At 65.3% G+C, this 17201-nt stretch carries 10 protein-coding genes and 1 tRNA gene; 8 read left to right on the forward strand and 3 right to left on the reverse strand.

Annotated elements, in window-relative coordinates:
* Nucleotides 1-177: 177 nt before the first annotated feature.
* Complete coding sequence (locus ACIBW7_RS11295) at nucleotides 178-1128, reverse strand: FAD-dependent oxidoreductase (protein WP_397046152.1); 951 nt, start codon at nucleotides 1126-1128, stop codon at nucleotides 178-180.
* Nucleotides 1129-1213: 85 nt separating this feature from the next.
* On the opposite strand from ACIBW7_RS11295, the gene ACIBW7_RS11300 reads away from it, so the two are divergent.
* The gene (locus ACIBW7_RS11300) at nucleotides 1214-2641 is read left to right on the forward strand and encodes an amino acid permease (protein WP_397046153.1); all 1428 of its coding nucleotides are present in this window, start codon (nucleotides 1214-1216) and stop codon (nucleotides 2639-2641) included.
* A 389-nt stretch (nucleotides 2642-3030) separates the two neighbouring features.
* On the opposite strand, the gene ACIBW7_RS11305 is transcribed toward ACIBW7_RS11300, so the two are convergent.
* Nucleotides 3031-3531: a hypothetical protein gene (locus tag ACIBW7_RS11305; RefSeq protein WP_397046154.1), complete on the reverse strand. Its 501-nt coding sequence runs from the start codon at nucleotides 3529-3531 to the stop codon at nucleotides 3031-3033.
* Nucleotides 3532-3731: 200 nt separating this feature from the next.
* On the opposite strand from ACIBW7_RS11305, the gene ACIBW7_RS11310 reads away from it, so the two are divergent.
* On the forward strand, nucleotides 3732-4928 hold the full coding sequence (locus tag ACIBW7_RS11310; protein WP_397046155.1) for a helix-turn-helix domain-containing protein: 1197 nt from the start codon (nucleotides 3732-3734) through the stop codon (nucleotides 4926-4928).
* A 419-nt stretch (nucleotides 4929-5347) separates the two neighbouring features.
* Here the strand turns inward: ACIBW7_RS11310 and ACIBW7_RS11315 are convergent.
* Nucleotides 5348-5424: transfer RNA gene (locus tag ACIBW7_RS11315), tRNA-Arg, on the reverse strand.
* A gap of 222 nt (nucleotides 5425-5646) precedes the next feature.
* Between ACIBW7_RS11315 and ACIBW7_RS11320 the strand changes: the two genes are divergently transcribed.
* From ACIBW7_RS11320 to ACIBW7_RS11345, 6 genes are all read left to right on the forward strand, one after another.
* Nucleotides 5647-7686, forward strand: coding sequence for a cytochrome c oxidase assembly protein (locus tag ACIBW7_RS11320; protein WP_397046156.1), 2040 nt, complete (start codon nucleotides 5647-5649; stop codon nucleotides 7684-7686).
* Between the two features lie 20 nt (nucleotides 7687-7706).
* The gene (locus ACIBW7_RS11325; protein ID WP_397046157.1) at nucleotides 7707-8675 is read left to right on the forward strand and encodes a threonine/serine dehydratase; all 969 of its coding nucleotides are present in this window, start codon (nucleotides 7707-7709) and stop codon (nucleotides 8673-8675) included.
* Nucleotides 8676-8833: 158 nt separating this feature from the next.
* The gene (locus tag ACIBW7_RS11330; protein WP_397046158.1) at nucleotides 8834-9361 is read left to right on the forward strand and encodes a single-stranded DNA-binding protein; all 528 of its coding nucleotides are present in this window, start codon (nucleotides 8834-8836) and stop codon (nucleotides 9359-9361) included.
* Between the two features lie 77 nt (nucleotides 9362-9438).
* The gene (ettA, locus tag ACIBW7_RS11335; protein WP_397046159.1) at nucleotides 9439-11115 is read left to right on the forward strand and encodes an energy-dependent translational throttle protein EttA; all 1677 of its coding nucleotides are present in this window, start codon (nucleotides 9439-9441) and stop codon (nucleotides 11113-11115) included.
* Between the two features lie 608 nt (nucleotides 11116-11723).
* Nucleotides 11724-16661, forward strand: coding sequence for an NAD-glutamate dehydrogenase (locus ACIBW7_RS11340; RefSeq protein ID WP_397046160.1), 4938 nt, complete (start codon nucleotides 11724-11726; stop codon nucleotides 16659-16661).
* Entirely contained in the window at nucleotides 16658-17125 is a 468-nt protein-coding gene (locus ACIBW7_RS11345) for an acyl-CoA thioesterase (protein ID WP_397046161.1), read from the forward strand. The genes ACIBW7_RS11340 and ACIBW7_RS11345 overlap by 4 nt, the downstream gene beginning before the upstream one ends.
* The last annotated feature ends 76 nt before the right edge of the window (nucleotides 17126-17201 follow it).

Raw genomic sequence — 17201 nt, forward strand, 5'->3', positions numbered from 1 at the left:
CCCGTACCACGAGCGACCGCGACCATTTGGTTCACCGGATGCGCCACCGTCGCGGTGTTTGCTATCTCACATTGGCGTTCTGGAACGAGTCCTGTACCGATGCCCGGCTCTCGAGCAGAGACGGCTGGTCCAGCTACGCCGATGAACCGTCCGGATCCATACTTACCTCGGCCTGGCTCACAGCGTTTCGATTAGCGCCGACACCTCGCGGGCGCAACCGTGGGCGATCGTGATGCCGGAGCCGCCGTGGCCGTAGTTGTGGATCACCGGAATCGATGACGAGTCGGCCTGGGCGATTTCGAGGCGGACTTCGGCGCGGCCCGGCCGTAGTCCGACGAGTGTTTCGATGACCTCGGCGCCGGTCAACTGCGGTACGAGATCTCGGCAGCGGCGCAGGATCGACTGTGTCAGTTGTGGATCGGGGGTCTGATCCCATGCTCCGGTCTCCAGTGAGCCACCGAGGATGCAGTCGTGGGTACGGGGGTGGACGTAGGCGCGCCCCAGTGGGTGTGCTTCGTCGCGCACCGACACCGAGACGCCCGGGTTGGTAATGCGCACGATCTGGCCGCGGATCGGGTAGACCTCGGCGTCGTCGGCCAGCGAACCGGCGCGCAGGCCCGCGCAGTTGACGATGACATCGGGCGCCAGGTCATCGAGTTCGTCCAGGCTCCGGACCGTCCGCCGAACCCAGTACGCGCCGGCCTGGCGAACCTGGGATTCCAGCCACGGCAGGAAGATCGGCATCTCGAGCAGTGGAACCGCGAACCGGAACCCGAATCGGTAGTGCGGCGGGAGTTCGTCCGGCCGCGCCCGCCGGAATCCACGTACCGCCGCCGACCAGGACGGTGTCGCTGGTTCGTCCCGATAGACGGCGAGCGACTCGCACATGCGGGCGCCCGGTACGTCCTCGTGTGCCAGTCGCGCCAGATGGGTGAACGTCTCGACGCTCCAGGCGGCCACGCGATCGGTCGGCCCGGCCGCGGTGGGGAACCACACCGCGGCGGCGAGAAATGACGTCGTCGAGTCGATGGGATCCGCACTCACCACCACGACGTGATGCCCGCTGCGCAGTAGCTCGTATGCCGTTGACAGGCCGACGATTCCGGATCCGACTACCACCGCTCGCACAGCGATAATTCTAACACTATTGAGTGTGCCGTTATTTGACGATACATTATTCAGCGATACGATTCGGGGAGTGCTGGAGGCCACGGTGACTGACGTATTGCGCGACGAGGACGCCGGGTATCAGAAGAGCCTTCGCCCACGTCAGCTACAGATGATCGCGATCGGCGGCGCCATCGGCACCGGACTGTTCCTCGGTGCCGGCGGTCGGTTGGCCAGCGCCGGTCCCGGACTGGTTTTGGTCTACGCCGTATGTGGAGTGTTCGTCTTCTTCGTGCTTCGCGCGCTGGGCGAGCTGGTATTGCACCGTCCGTCGTCGGGATCGTTCGTTTCCTACGCCCGCGAGTTCTACGGCGAGAAACTCGCGTATGCGGTCGGTTGGATGTATTTCTTCCACTGGTGCATGAGCGGCATCGTGGACATCACCGCCATCGCCACTTACGTCCACTATTGGTCGGCCTTCGGCGCGATTCCGCAGTGGGTCATCGCGCTGATCGCGCTGGCCGTGGTGGTGGCCATCAATCTGGTGTCGGTGCGCTGGTTCGGTGAGCTGGAGTTCTGGGCCGCGCTGATCAAAGTTATTGCGCTGGTGAGCTTTCTGGTGATCGGTACGGTCTTCCTCGTCGGCCGCTTCCGGATCGCGGGCGAAAGTACCGGGCCCGGTGTCCTGCGCGACCACGGCGGGTTGTTCCCGACCGGATTGCTGCCGTTGGTCGTCGTTACGACCGGTGTCGTATTCGCCTACTCCGCAGTGGAATTGGTGGGCACCGCCGCCGGAGAGGCGGAAAATCCCGAGAAGATCATGCCGCGCGCCATCAACTCGGTGATCGCACGCATTGCCGTGTTCTACGTCGGTTCGCTGGTCCTGCTCAGCCTGCTGCTGCCCTACACCGCCTTCCGTGCGGGGCAGAGTCCGTTCGTCACGTTCTTCGCCAAAATCGGTGTCGAGGGTGCGGATTCCGTCATGAACCTCGTGGTGCTGACGGCGGCATTCTCCAGCCTCAATGCGGGCCTGTATTCGACGGGCCGAATCCTGCGCTCCATGTCGATGAACGGCAGCGCCCCCGCCCGCGCCGCCAAGCTGTCGGCGAATGGCGTTCCGTACGTTGGAATTCTGGCTACCGGTGCGATCGCCCTGACCGGCGTCGGACTCAATGCGGTGGTCCCCGAGCAGGCATACGAGATCGTGCTGAATATGTCGGCCCTCGGCGTGATCACCGCGTGGGCGGCAATCGTGCTGTGCCAATTGCAGCTGTGGCGTTGGTGGCGCGACGGCCGCGTGGCCCGCCCCGCATTCCGCCTGATCGGCACCCCGTACACCAGCATCGCCACCTTGGTATTCCTCGCCGGTGTAGTGGCGCTGATGGCGAGCAGCGGGAGCGCAGAACAGCGCAGCGCGATCGTCGCCGTACCACTGATCATGGTTCCGGTGCTGGTCGGAGGTTGGTTCCTCAGGCGCCGCCGAAACACCACCGAGGAGGTCCAGACGGCGGCGGACTCCGAACCGTCGCATTAGGAACGCTCCGAAGCGAGCCGACCGCCTCCTACGCCGCAGCCGAAGGACCCGACAGATTGCTGATCGAGATATTCCAACCCGATCGCACCGCGATCCCCGTCGATCTCCATGAATTCTTCGGCCTGAGTTAGTACCGTCCTCGCGGATGCCTCGGGGGGCGAACAACTTCGGTCCAATACGCGTGTCGAATCGCATCCCACAGCCGTGATAGTTCGGGGAATTGCTCGCGCATCTGCACGAGGTCGGGGGCGGATGCTTGGGTGCACGAAACCAAGGGCTCCTCGGACCCGTTGCATACCAACATCATTCGAATCCGAGAGCGGTCGATTCGCCATTCGGCCAGCCAGCCGTCCACCTCGGTGCGGTACATGTCCGTTCGCGGATGTGGGCTACCGGGTGCGCGCATCGTCGGGGTCGTGCGCCAGGGACTCGAGCCGGTCCAGCACCTCTCGTAACGTCCCCAGGGTGGGGCCGCCGTGTCGCGGTTTGTCGGCCCCGGGTGTCGGTAGGTAGTCGATACCTCGTACGGCGGCGCGTTCGCGCGGGCTCAGCGACTGCGGGACCAGTCGACCGGCCATGACGAGTGTGTGCTGGGCCGCCGCTTTCCACACGCACTGATGGATACGGCACGCGCGATGCTGTTGCGACAGCGCGTGCGCCAGCTCCACGTCCGCGAAACCGCACAACGGCTGCGCCGCAACGAATATCTGCCGCTCGGCCGCGCGACCGATGTCATTGCGGTCGGCGACGATTTCCGGTTCGACTTCCCATCCCTCGTCGTCGACGAGAGACCATGCCCCATCGGCGCGTTCGAGATATCGCGGACTGTCCTCCGGTGCCATCGCCAATTTCCGGGCGTCCTCGTCATCGAGTCGCGCTGGTTCTTTCATCGCGTGCCCCCTTTACGTCCTCCGGTTGGTTGGCTCCCGCCGCCGAGGTGCCGAGGGTGCGGCATCGACCCGGCGGCGGGGCTACCGGAAGCGTCCCGGGTATCAGCGGATTCGCGCTAGCGTTGCACTGTGGCCAAAGCGTTGCCGAATGATCGGGCAACGTTGCAACGCTGCTCAGGGCGGTCGCGAGAGGGGGCTGGATGGAGGATTGGAAAGCTTTCGGAGCCGAACTGCGGCGGCTTCGGCTGCAGGCGAGGCTGTCGGTCAGAGAATTGGCGCGCATGCTCCGATACGACGCCGGCGCACTCTCCCGCTTCGAGAACGGCCGCCGCAAACCTCCTCCGGATATCGTTCAGAAGCTTGATCGCGCTCTCGAATCCGATGGGGTCCTCACAAGCATCTACGAGAATCTGGTCGTCGTGGCCGACGACGCCGCGCAGTCTCCACTGCTCTTACGTGAGTCGGCCGCCCTGGCGGAGCGGCGCTATATCGACCGCACCTTGGCCAAGGACCTGGCGGAATTGCTGTCGGAAACTCGGCGGCTGGAGGACCAAGTTGGTTCCAAACTCGTTCTGCCGCTGGGAGTTCGGCAAACTCGGGTGGCCTCCGCGCTGGCCGTGGAGGCTCGGCGGTCGGCCCGCGTCGATATGGTCGACGTCGCCGCTGGATGGCAGCAGTTCACCGGCTGGCTTCACGCCAACCTCGGCTACCATCCCGCCGCGGTTCAGCACTATCGCACCGCGCTCGAACTGGCCACCGAGAGCGGCAACCGCGACATGATTTCTACAGCGCTGTCCATGCGCGGCCATGTCGCCTGGATGGCGGGCGAGGTCGGACCGATGATCGGTTTGTCGCGGGCCGCGCAGCATGATGGCGATGCACTGAGCCCAACGGTTCTCGCACTCGCCGTCCAGCAGGAGGGGCGTGGACATGCGATCGAAGGTGACCTCGACGAGTTGGAGGCCAAACTCGAGCAGGCCGCAGAGTTGGTAACGCAGGGTGATTCCGATAAGCCTGATGCCCAGTACTTCTACTCCGACGCTTTCATCGAAATGCAGCGCGGCTTGGCCTATCGCTTGGCTCGACAGTGGGACAAGGCAGTCGTTTCGCTTAGTCGAGGCTTGGCGGGCTTCGATTCCGACCTACTCACATCCGAGTGGGCGACCTGGTATGTCGCAGAGTTGGCATGCGCGCTGGCCGGTGTCGGGGAACCCGAAGCTGCTGCCCAACGAGCCTCGGATGCGCTGCGAGTCGGGGTTGCGACGCCGGGGTCCAGGCTGACCAAATTCATTCGAGCCCTCCACCATGAGATGTCGGCGAAGTGGCCGACCAAGGACGCTGTCGCGGTCTTGGGGGAGGAGCTACGTCAGATCCGCTCGAAAGAAGCGAGAGCATAGATGCAGTTGGCCCGATCGTGAGTCGGCGGGCGCGATGGATCGGTCAGTTGTCTGACCGGAAGGACTGGTCGGAAGCTGGTTCCCCAGCAGCCGCCGAAACGTGCCGGAGGCCATCCGGATTGCGGCGGACTCCGAACCGTCTCATACCGGCTGGGGCTCGGCGAGTCGCTGAAGAAGTCTGGTTTACCCCGTTTAAGGGCTGCTCTGGTGTGGTACCTATCTCACGGCAGGCCGTGACCTCTGCATACTTCGGGCTATTCGGACGGGATATCGGTCACAGACGTGACAACTGAATCGGTGAGTTCCTTGGTGTGACTGAGGGACGACCCCTCGGACATGGATCCGCGTACGGTCGACAGAGGGTGAGGCGACGTGCGCGGTACCCGTCTGCCCGCACAAATGCGAACGGACGGGCTGCGTGGCGCCCCCGGCAGGAATCGAACCTGCGACCTAGGGATTAGAAGGCCCTTGCTCTATCCAACTGAGCTACGGAGGCAGTGGGTTCCACCATGGCCGACATTGGCCGTGCTGTCCAGCACAGCGATTATAGCGACCGTCCAGATGGCTAGGTTCTGAGCGTCAGCAACATTTCAGCCACCTGCGGTGTGCGGGCCAAGCGAGTCGCGGCATGATCGACATCGCACCTCCGATCCGTTAGCCACCATATCGGCCCAAACCCCGCCGGGCCACGCATTAAGGGCCGACTACGCTCAGTGCCATGTCGTCACCGCAGGACCCGTCCGTCGCACCCGAGCTCGAAGCGGGTAAGCCGGGCTCCGGGGCGACCTTTGCGACATTGACCGTGCTGGCCGGTGCGATCGCGGCGGTGGTCGCCGCGATGATCGTCGGACTGTCGGCGGCACAGGCGCTGAGTCTGCTCGGCATTCCGGATCCGGGACCGCTGACCATCTATGGTCTGCCCGCGGTGCGCGCACTCGCCGATCTGTCCGCGGCGCTGACCGTCGGCTCGCTGCTGCTCGCCGCATTCCTGGTACCGCCGCAGGCCAATGGGCTGCTCGATGTCGGCGGATATCGTGCACTGCGGCGTGCCTCGAACTTCGCATTGACCTGGGCATGCTGCGCGGTACTGCTGATACCGCTGACAGTGTCGGACACCACCGGGCAGCCGGTGGGGCAGATCTGGCGGCCGGAGCAGTTGTGGCACGCCATCGGTCAGGTGGAGTTGGCCCAGGCATGGCGGACAACGGCGGTGTTCGCGCTGATCGTCGCGGTGGGTTGCCGACTCGCGCTGCGTTGGGGATGGGCCCCGGTGCTGTTCGGTGGCGCGATCGTGACCATGATGCCGCTGGCGCTGACCGGGCATTCGTCCGCGGGTGGTGCGCACGACCTGGCAACCAACAGTTTGATCCTGCATCTGGTTTCGGCGGCGGTATGGGTCGGCGGCTTGTTCGCGGTGCTCGCGCATGCGCTGCGCGGCGGCGAACACACCGATGTCGCGACCAGGCGGTTCTCGCTCACCGCCACCATCGCCTTCGTCGTGATCGGCGTCAGCGGTGTGATCAATTCCTGGGTGCGGGTGCCGTGGAGCGATCTGTTCACCACCACCTACGGCCGACTCGTGCTCGCCAAGGCCGGTGCGCTGGCAGTGCTCGGCGTATTCGGATATCTGCAGCGCCGCGCCAGCCTCCCCGCGCTCGCGGCGAATCCGCGTGACCGCGCCGCGCTCATCCGATTCGGTGGGCTGGAGGTGCTGATCTTCGCGGCGACCATGGGTCTGGCCGTCGGGTTGGGCCGCACGCCGCCACCGCCGCCGACCAGCGTGCCGACACCGGCCGAGGTGGAACTCGGCTACAACCTCGACGGTCCACCGACGGCCTCGCGAATTCTGTTCGACTGGCGCTTCGACTTGATCTTCGGCACGCTGGCCATCGTGCTTGCCGTGCTGTACCTACTGGGGGTGCGGCGGTTGCGCGCGCGGGGCGATGCCTGGCCGGTCGGGCGGACCATCGCCTGGTTGTCGGCCTGCGCAATCCTGCTTTTCGCGACCTCGTCGGGAGTCGGGCGGTACTCGCCCGCGGTCTTCAGCGTGCACATGGGACAGCACATGGCGTTATCGATGCTTGCGCCGATTCTGTTCGCGCTCGGCGGTGCGGTCACCCTGGCGCTGCGGGCGTTGCCTGCGGCCGGGCGCGGCGGCGTTCCCGGGCCGCGGGAGTGGATTCTGGCGGCGGTGCACAACCCGGTCTCGCGTTTTCTGACCCATCCGATCGTCGCGTCGGTGATCTTCGTCGGCGGGTTCTACGCCCTGTACATGGGCGGCATCTACGACTCGTTCGTCGACTCCCATGCGGCGCATCTGATGATGAATCTGCATTTCCTGCTCAGCGGCTATCTGTTCTATTGGGTGGTCATAGGCATCGACCCCAAGCCGCGCGAGGTGCAGCCGCTGACCAAGCTGGGCATGGTGTTCGGATCCCTGCCCTTCCACGCCTTCTTCGGCATCGCGCTGATGAGCATGACCACCGTGATGGGCGGATGGTTCTTCCGCAGTCTTGCCCTCGGCTGGAACAGCGACCTGCTCGGTGATCAGCGCACCGGCGGTAGCCTGGCGTGGGCCAGCGGTGAGGTGCCGTTGGTCGTGGTGATGTTGGCGCTGCTCATCCAGTGGTCGCGCAGTGATGCGAAACTCGCGAAACGGACCGACCGGGCCGCCGATCGCGACCACGACGCGGAGCTGGCCGCCCACAACGCCATGTTCGCCGAACTGGCCAAGCGTGATCGAGGAATACGTCATTGAGCTCCCATCGAGGTGCAAGCGTGAGTGAGCGGAGTACCGCGGTGGTGGAGAACAGGCATGCCCGACGGGTTTATCGATCCGATGTGCGGGCGGCCCGCAGACGGCTGGCCGGTCAGGTGCGCAAGACGCCGGTATTCCATACCTCGATCATCGGACCGAACGGGCCGGTTCCGGTCACGCTGAAACTCGAGTACTTGCAGCACGGTGGGACATTCAAGGTGCGCGGCAGCTTCAACGCACTGCTGGAGTCCTCGGCTCGGGTCGACCACGTGGTCATCGCCTCCGGTGGGAACGCCGGGATCGCGGCCGCGCTGGCTGCGGCTCGTCTCAGCAAGACGTGCACGGTGGTGGTTCCGGAGTCGGCGCCGCACACCAAGGTGGCCGCGATGTGGTCCTACGGCGCCGAAGTGCTGTGGCACGGAACGACTTACGCGGAGGCCTACAAGTACGCGACCGAACTCGCCGAAGAGCGGGGGGCGCTGCAGCTGCACGCCTACGACCTGCCTGCCGTGGTCGCCGGTGCGGGCGTCGTCGGGCTGGAGTTGGAGGAGCAGGTGCGCGGGCGGCCGCCGGTGCTGGTCGCGGTCGGTGGCGGCGGGTTGGTCGCCGGGATCGCCGCGGCGTTGGGGCGGCGCCAGCAGGTGGTCGGGGTCGAACCGGAGGGCATTCCGACGCTGAACGCCGCGCTGCAAGCGGACCGTCCGGTGGATGTGAGCGTCCGCAGCATCGCGGCGGATTCCTTGGGCGCCAATCGAATCGGGGATATCGCGCTGGATGTCGCGCGACGCTATGAAGTCCGGTCGCTGCTGGTGACCGATGACGCCATCTCGACCGCTCGCGAATATCTGTGGCGCGAGTTCCGGGTCGTGGTGGAACTTGCCGGGGCGACGGCATTGGCCGCCGTGCAGAGCGGTGCGTATGTGCCTGCCGAGGGTGAGCGGCCGGTGATCGTGCTGTGTGGCGCCAATACCGATCTGGCGGTGCTTTAACTCGCTCGGGGATGTTTGAAGCGGCGACTGTCCACATGTGGCGAGGTTGTCCACATTCGGGAATCGGGTCGGCCGGAGGGGGCGCGGAGCCGTCAGGCTGAAAGGGCATCTCGGTGAGGGACCCGGGAGCCGGACGGATCGAAATGTAAAGGGGCGGAATGATGTATGAATCGATGGTTACCGTGATCGGGACCGTGGTGACCCATCCGGTCAAGCGCGATCTGACCAATGGCGAGCAGGTGGTGAGCTTCCGGATGGCAAGTAATTCCCGGCGGTTCAATCCGGAGACGGGTGAATGGGTCGACAGCGGGACCCTCTACCTCACCGTCAGCTGCTGGCGTCGTCTGGTCGCCGGTGTCGACGCCTCATTGCGGCGCGGGGATCCGGTCATCGCCTACGGTCAGCTGCGCACCCACGAGTACCGGGCCAGGGATGGCGTGGAGCGGCGTGATGTCGAGATGCGCGCCACCTCGATCGGTCCCGACCTGTCCCGCTGCACCGCACAGGTGGTCCGGCGCGCGGTTTCGGGCGCGGCCGCCGGACCCAGTACCCTGGCACGGAATAGTTGTGACCGATCCAGCGCTGATGATCGTGCACGTGTCGATGGGGAGGGACCGGGGGAGGACGCGACGTCCCTGACTTCCGCACCGCCCCGGCTCGCAGATACCGAGCCCGTCGACGCTTGACCGCAGGCCGGATACCCCCGGCGACAGTGGTGGCTCTGCTGCATTCCATCCATACCCACACCGATAGGCTTCCCTGTATGGCTGAGTTCATCTACCAAATGAAGAAGGTTCGCAAGGCGCACGGCGACAAGGTCGTGCTCGACGATGTCACCTTGAACTTCCTTCCCGGCGCGAAGATCGGCGTCGTCGGCCCCAATGGCGCGGGTAAATCCAGCGTGCTGAAGATCATGGCCGGACTGGACCAGCCGAACAACGGAGACGCCTTCATTTCGCCGGGTGCCACGGTAGGCATCCTGCAGCAGGAGCCGCCGCTGAACGAGGAGAAGACGGTCCGCGGCAATGTCGAGGAGGGCCTCGGCGAGGTCAAGGTGAAGCTGGATCGCTTCAACGAGATCGCCGAACTCATGGCCACCGACTACTCCGATGAGCTCATGGACGAAATGGGCAAGCTGCAGGAGTACCTCGATCACGCCGACGCCTGGGATGTCGACTCCCAGCTCGAGCAGGCCATGGACGCGCTGCGCTGCCCGCCGCCGGACGAGCCGGTCACCAACCTCTCCGGTGGTGAGCGCCGCCGCGTCGCACTGTGCAAGCTGCTGCTCAGCAAGCCCGACCTGCTGCTGCTCGACGAACCGACCAACCACCTCGACGCCGAGAGCGTGCTGTGGCTCGAGCAGCACTTGGCCTCCTACCAGGGCGCCGTCCTCGCCGTCACACACGACCGGTACTTCCTCGACAATGTCGCCGAGTGGATCCTCGAACTCGATCGCGGCCGCGCCTACCCCTACGAGGGCAACTACTCCACCTACCTGGAGAAGAAGGCCCAGCGTCTCGAGGTCCAGGGCAAGAAGGATCAGAAGCTGCAGAAGCGGCTCAAGGAAGAGCTGGCCTGGGTACGTTCCGGCGCCAAGGCCCGCCAGGCCAAGAACAAGGCTCGCCTCGGCCGGTACGAGGAGATGGCTGCCGAGGCCGAGAAGCACAGGAAGTTGGACTTCGAGGAGATCCAGATCCCGGCGGGTCCGCGCCTGGGCAGTGTGGTCGTCGAGGTCGAGCATCTGGACAAGGGCTTCGGCGATCGTCAGCTCATCAAGGATCTGTCGTTCACCTTGCCGCGCAACGGCATTGTCGGTGTCATCGGTCCGAACGGTGTCGGTAAGACCACGCTGTTCAAGACGATCGTCGGGCTCGAGTCGCCCGACAGCGGTGAGGTGAAGGTCGGCGAGACGGTCAAGCTGAGCTACGTCGACCAGAACCGCGCGGGCATCGACCCGAAGAAGAATGTCTGGCAGGTCGTTTCCGACGGGCTGGACTTCATCGAGGTCGGCAACCAGGAGATGCCCTCGCGTGCCTATGTCAGCGCGTTCGGCTTCAAGGGGCCGGATCAGCAGAAGCCGGCGGGGGTGCTCTCCGGTGGTGAGCGCAACCGCCTGAACCTGGCACTCACCCTCAAGCAGGGCGGCAACCTGATCCTGCTCGACGAGCCGACCAACGACCTCGACGTGGAAACGCTGGGTTCGCTGGAGAACGCGCTCGAGCAGTTCCCGGGCTGCGCCGTGGTCATCTCCCACGACCGCTGGTTCCTCGACCGCACCTGCACCCACATCCTGGCGTGGGAGGGTGATACCGACAACGAGGCGAAGTGGTTCTGGTTCGAGGGCAACTTCGAGGCGTACGAGGCCAATAAGATCGAGCGCCTCGGCCCGGAGGCGGCCCGCCCGCACCGGGTGACGCACCGCAAGCTCACCCGCGGCTGAGTCCGGCGTCGGCGGGGCGGTTGCCGTGTGCACTGCCCCGCCGGGCGCGCCGAGCGGTGGCTCAGTCGAGCCGCCACACCATGTTTCAGCGGGGGTCGAAGCGGTAAATGCGTCCGGTTTGCCTGCTGTCGCGGAGATAGCAGGCGCAGTCCGAGCAATCTACGATCCCCATTGCCGAACACCCTCCGGTGCCGAGCCGCCGCACCGAGTTGCGGACCGGTGCCGAGGCGATCACACCTGTGCATGACGATGTCGAATGGTCGTTCTGCCGAAGGAATTGCGGCGAGCAGGCACCGCGCAGTGTCTTCATCGAAGGAAATACGGTCGACACACGCCCTTCCAAAGATCTGACTATGGTGGGAACCGTGCATGCGCAGGCGCAGTCCGGGCATTGGGTCGCTACCACCGCGATTGCGTCTACCTGACGTTGCCGGTCCGATCGGGAGCTGTGCCGGGACCATCGGCCTCGGCTATCAAGCGGCGAACGCAGCGGTATCGGTGAACACCCTGCATTTAGAAGGGAATTCACCCACGCGTCAGCACGGCACAGCTACTCTCGGACCGGCGTCACTTTGTTGCGGAACCGAATCCGAGGAGTTGGCGAAAAAATGACGGTCTCGTCCGAATTGTCCAGTGCGGCGTGGGCCGCGAGTTTGCCGCAGTCGCTGCGCGGCGAGCTCGCAACCCTCGAGGAGGCGTATTTCCGCCACGTCGACGCGGGCGATGTGGACTGTGCGATCACCGGGATCACTCAGATCTTCCGGCGGCATATGGAACTCGCGATGACCCGCCCCGTCGGGCGGGCGCTGGTGCGGGTCTACCACCCCGACGACGGCTCCGGCCTCGGCGCCGCGGTGCAATTGGTCACCGACGATATGTCGCTGCTAGTGGAGTCGATCACCTCGTCGCTGAGCCGGATGGGCGTCAGCGTGAGCGAGGTGATCCACCCGATCTTCGAGGTGACGCGCGATCCGGACGGCCGGCTGACCAGCGCCGCACCGCACGAGGTCGACAGCAACGGCACCGACGGCGTGCGCGAATCGTGGATGCACCTGCAACTGCACCCGTCGACCAGTCCGGCCTTGCTGGGCCGGATCGAGCAGTCCATACCGGACGTCGTCGCGGATGTGCGTCAGGTCATCGGTGACACCGAGGCCATCAAACAGGTGCAGAGCAACCTGGCCGATGAACTGGAGGTGGCGGCGAAATCCGGCCACGCGCCGTTCTCCGCCACCGATCTCGTCGATACCGCGAATCTGTTGCGCTGGTTGGCCAGTGGCAATTTCACCGTGCTCGGCTATGCCCGCTACCGGCTCAGCGCCGATCAGGAACAGACGATCTCGAACCCGCTGCCCGGCACCTGCCTCGGCGTGCTGCGCCCGGATGTCGGCACCGACTTCCATGTGCCGATCAACGCTGGCGACCGCCAGCTGCTCATGCTCACCCAGGGCCTGGTGCCCGCCACCGTGCACCGCTCGGTGTACCCGTACTTCATCGGCGTCGCCGACTTCGACGAGTCCGGCACGATCGTCGGCGAGCATCTGTTCATCGGTGTCTTCACGGTGACCGCGGTGCATGAGAACGTCCTGGATATCCCGGTGATCGCGCGCCGGGTGCGTTCGGTGATCGAGGAGAGCGGCTTCGATCTGGATTCGTTCTCCGGACAGGCCATGCTCGAGGTCGTCCAGTCGTTCCCGCGCACCGAATTGTTCTCCTCCGATGTCGATACCATGCGTCGCACCGCGACCGCGGTGCTGAATGTCGGTCTGCGCCGACAGGTTCGGCTGTTCCTGCGCTCGGACGGCTACGGCCGGTTCGTCGCCTGCCTGGTTTATCTGCCTCGGGATCGCTACACCACGCGGGTGCGCTTGGAGATGCAGGAAATCCTGGTGCGCGAACTGGGCGGTGTCTCCATCGACTACTCCGCGCGGGTCAGCGAAAGTGAGCTGGCCAGTGTGTATTTCACGGTGCGCATGCCGGAGTCCGAGCTCGGGGTGCCGCGCGAATCGATGGCCCAGGCCGACACCTCCGAGGCCAATCGGCTGCGCATCCAGAACCTGCTCGCCGAGGCGACGAACACCTGGGACGACCGCCTCAACGATGCGGTGAGCACCTCGACCGTGCTGGATCCCGGGGTGGTGCAGCGCTACGCCGAGGCATTTCCGGAGGCGTACAAACAGGATTTCGCCGCGCAGCGCGCACTGGCCGATGTGGTCCGGCTGGAGGGGCTCGCTTCGGGTTCCATCGACCAATACCTGTATCGCCGCGCAGATTCGGTGCCGGGTTCCTGGCGGTTCTCGCTCTACATCGGCGGCAGCGGCATCTCGTTGAGCCAGGTGCTGCCGGTGCTGCAGAGCCTCGGTGTCGAGGTGGTCGACGAGCGGCCGTATCAGATTCTCTTGGATCCGGTGCTCGGCGATGACGGCGGGGAACGCTGGATCTACGACTTCGGCTTGCTGGCTCGCCCGGAACTGCTGCGCAGTTCGCTGGACCGGGATCTGGACGCCGAGCTGCTGGAGTCTTCGGCGAGAGCCGATGCGCTGGAATCGGAGGAGCGTGGGCTGCACGACCGTTTCACCGAGGCCTTCGAAGCGGTTTGGTTCGGGCGTGGCGAAGCCGACGGGCTCAATGAACTCGTGCTGCGCGCCCGGCTGACATGGCGGACAGTATCGATCTTGCGGATGTACGCGAAGTACCTGCAGCAGGCCGACTTCCCGTACAGCCAGGCGAATATCACCCGCGTGCTGCTCGCCTACCCGGATATCGCGCGGCTGTTCGTCGATCTGTTCGCGGCGCGGTTCGATCCGGATACCGAATCGGCCGAGCACGCCGCCGAATTGGAGACCCGGGTCCGTGGCCGCATCGATGAGGTCGTCAGCTTGGACGCCGACCGGATCCTGCGTGCGATCCTGTCGCTGGTCAAGGCGACGCTGCGGACGAACTACTACGTAACCGATGCCCAGGGCAATTCGCGCGGATACATCTCGGTGAAGGTGGAACCGCGCGAGATCGCCGAATTGCCCAAGCCGCGGCCGCAATTCGAGATCTTCGTGTACTCACCTCGGGTGGAGGGCGTGCATCTGCGCTTCGGTCCGGTGGCGCGTGGCGGGTTGCGCTGGTCGGACCGTCTGGAGGATTTCCGCACCGAGATCCTGGGCCTGGTGAAGGCGCAGGCGGTGAAGAACGCGGTGATCGTGCCGGTCGGTGCCAAGGGCGGATTCGTGGTGAAGCAGCCGCCCGCCGCCACCGGTGATCCGACCGCGGATCGGCAGGCGCTCGGCGCGGAGGGCGTCGAATGCTATCGGACCTTCATCTCGGGTCTGCTCGATGTCACCGACAATGTCGACCGCGCGACCGGTGCGGTACTGCCGCCCGAGCGGGTGATCCGCCGCGACGGCGATGACACCTACCTGGTGGTGGCCGCCGATAAGGGCACGGCGACCTTCTCCGATATCGCCAACGATGTGGCCCAGCGCTACGGCTTCTGGCTCGGTGACGCATTCGCCTCCGGTGGTTCTGCGGGTTACGACCACAAGGCGATGGGCATTACCGCCAAGGGCGCCTGGGAGAGCGTGAAGCGCCACTTCCAGGAGATGGATATCGACACGCAGACAACCGATTTCACCGTGGTCGGGGTCGGCGATATGAGCGGCGATGTCTTCGGCAACGGCATGCTGCTGTCCGAGCACATCCGCTTGGTCGCGGCCTTCGACCACCGGCACATCTTCCTGGACCCGAACCCCGATGCGGCTACCTCGTTCCGAGAGCGGCAGCGCATGTTCGCACTGCCGCGCTCGTCGTGGGCCGATTACGACACCTCGCTGATCAGTACCGGCGGTGGCGTCTGGGATCGCACCGTGAAGTCGGTGCCGATCAGCCCGCAAGCGCGAAAGGCATTGGGGCTGGCCGATGATGTGGTCGCGCTGTCACCGCCGGAGTTGGTGCGGGCGATTCTGCTCGCGCCGGTGCAGCTGCTGTGGAACGGCGGCATCGGCACCTACATCAAGGCGAGTACCGAGACCAATGCCGAGGTCGGCGACAAGTCCAATGACACGGTGCGGGTAAATGGAAATCAGCTGCGGGTCAAGGTGATCGGCGAGGGCGGCAATCTGGGTGCGACCGCGCTCGGCCGAATCGAGTTCTGCCGCAACGGCGGCAAGATGAACACCGACGCACTGGACAACTCCGCCGGTGTCGATTGCTCCGACCACGAGGTCAATATCAAGGTGCTGCTCGACGGCGTGGTCAGCGCGGGGGCACTGCCCGAGGCCGAACGCAATCCGCTGCTCGCCTCGATGACCGATGAGGTCGCCCGGATGGTGTTGCAGGACAACGTCTCCCAGAACTTCCTGATGGGCATTTCCCGGGCCGAGGCGCCCCGGATGCTGAATGTGCACCAGCGGCTCATCGAAGATCTGGAGGGGCGTCGCGGGGTGGAACGCGAGCTGGAGGCGCTGCCCTCGGAGGCGGAGATCAAGCGCAGGCTCGAAGAGGGCACGGGACTGGCGTCGCCGGAATTGTCCAATCTCATGGCGCACGTGAAGCTTTCGCTCAAGGCCGACCTGCTCGAGACCGATCTGCCGGATATCGCGTACTTCGCCACCCGGCTGCCGGAGTACTTCCCGACACCGCTGCGCGAGCGTTTCGGCACCGCCATCAAGCGGCACCGACTGCGTCGCGAGATCACCACCACGGTGGTGGTGAACGAGATGGTCGACTACAGCGGCATTACCTACGCCCATCGGCTGAACGAGGAGATCGGCGCCAGCTCGTCCGATGCCGTGCGCGCATTCGCGGCGGCCAGCGAGATCTTCGATCTGCACGATATGTGGGCGCGGATCCGGGCCACCGATGCCGCTGTGTCGGTGCGCGACGAACTCGAGCTGGAAACCAAGCGGACGTTGGACCGCGCCTCCCGTTGGTTGCTGAGCAACCGTCCGCAGCCGATCGCCGTCGGCGCGGAGATCAATCGGTACAGCCGGGGGGTGCGGGAACTCGCCCCGAAGGTGCCCGGCTGGCTGCGCGGACATCACGTCTCGACACTGACCGATCAGTCCGCCGAAGTGATCGCCCGCGGCGCGCCGACCGACCTCGCCACCGAGGTCTTCGGACTGCTGAATCTGTTCCCGCTGCTCGATGTGTTGGATATCGCAGATATCACCGATCGCAGCGGCGAGGAGGTCGGCTCGCTGTACTACGCGCTCAACGACCACCTCAAGATCGATTGGCTCTTGCAGGCGGTCAGCCACCTGGAACGCGGCGATCGCTGGCATGCGCTGGCGCGGCTCGCACTGCGCGACGATATGTACGGATCCCTGCGCTCGCTGACCCTCGACGTGCTCTCCGGGGGTGACCCGGAGGAGACAGCGGACGAGAAGATTGCATACTGGGAGTCGAAAAACCAGTCCCGGCTCGGGCGCGCTCGGGCAGCGCTGTCGGAGTTGTTCGAGTCCGGAACCCACGATCTCGCCACGTTGTCGGTTGCAGCGCGGCAAGTGCGAAGCATGGTGAGCGGGGTGGGCGCTCAATCGGAGGTACCGCGTTGACCAGTTCGTTCAACGGTAATGGGAGCGCGCTCGGTAGCAGCCTGCTGCTGCCCAAGCGCTTCCACGCCAAGGTAGACGTCAGGTGGTCGGACATGGACGTGTTCCAGCACGTCAACCATGCCCGCATGGTGACGCTGCTGGAGGAGGCGCGGATTCCGTGGCTGTTCGAGGACGGACGCCCGACCGCGCCGTTGCGTGAGGGCTGCGTGCTGGCGGACCTTCGGGTCCGCTACCGCGGCCAGCTACGTCACGAGGACACCCCGCTCGATATCGCCATGTGGATCGAGCAGCTGCGCGCGGTCGACTTCACCATCGGTTACGAGGTCCGGGCCAATGGCGCGGCCCCGGACTCGCCGCCCGCGGTGATCGCCTCCACCCAGATCGCCGCCTTCGATATGCGCACGCAGCGCCTGCGTCGGCTCACCGATAGCGAACGTGATTACCTGTCCGAGTGGAAAGACTGACAGCGGCGCCAATCGGCTCGGCCAGAGTTGGTGGCCGAGCCGGCGGGCCTGTTCGCCTCGATCGCGGGCAGCGGTG

The organism is Nocardia sp. NPDC049526, assembly GCF_044465765.1.
In the GTDB taxonomy this organism is placed as follows: domain Bacteria; phylum Actinomycetota; class Actinomycetes; order Mycobacteriales; family Mycobacteriaceae; genus Nocardia.

What these genes read in the sequence shown, in the direction of transcription:
- ACIBW7_RS11310 (WP_397046155.1), top strand. Translation starts at nt 3,732, where the DNA reads ATGGAGGATTGGAAAGCTTTCGGAGCCGAACTGCGGCGGCTTCGGCTG.
- ACIBW7_RS11330 (WP_397046158.1), top strand. Translation starts at nt 8,834, where the DNA reads ATGATGTATGAATCGATGGTTACCGTGATCGGGACCGTGGTGACCCAT.
- ACIBW7_RS11340 (WP_397046160.1), top strand. Translation starts at nt 11,724, where the DNA reads ATGACGGTCTCGTCCGAATTGTCCAGTGCGGCGTGGGCCGCGAGTTTG.
- ettA (WP_397046159.1), top strand. Translation starts at nt 9,439, where the DNA reads ATGGCTGAGTTCATCTACCAAATGAAGAAGGTTCGCAAGGCGCACGGC.
- ACIBW7_RS11305 (WP_397046154.1), bottom strand. Translation starts at nt 3,531, where the DNA reads ATGAAAGAACCAGCGCGACTCGATGACGAGGACGCCCGGAAATTGGCG.
- ACIBW7_RS11320 (WP_397046156.1), top strand. Translation starts at nt 5,647, where the DNA reads ATGTCGTCACCGCAGGACCCGTCCGTCGCACCCGAGCTCGAAGCGGGT.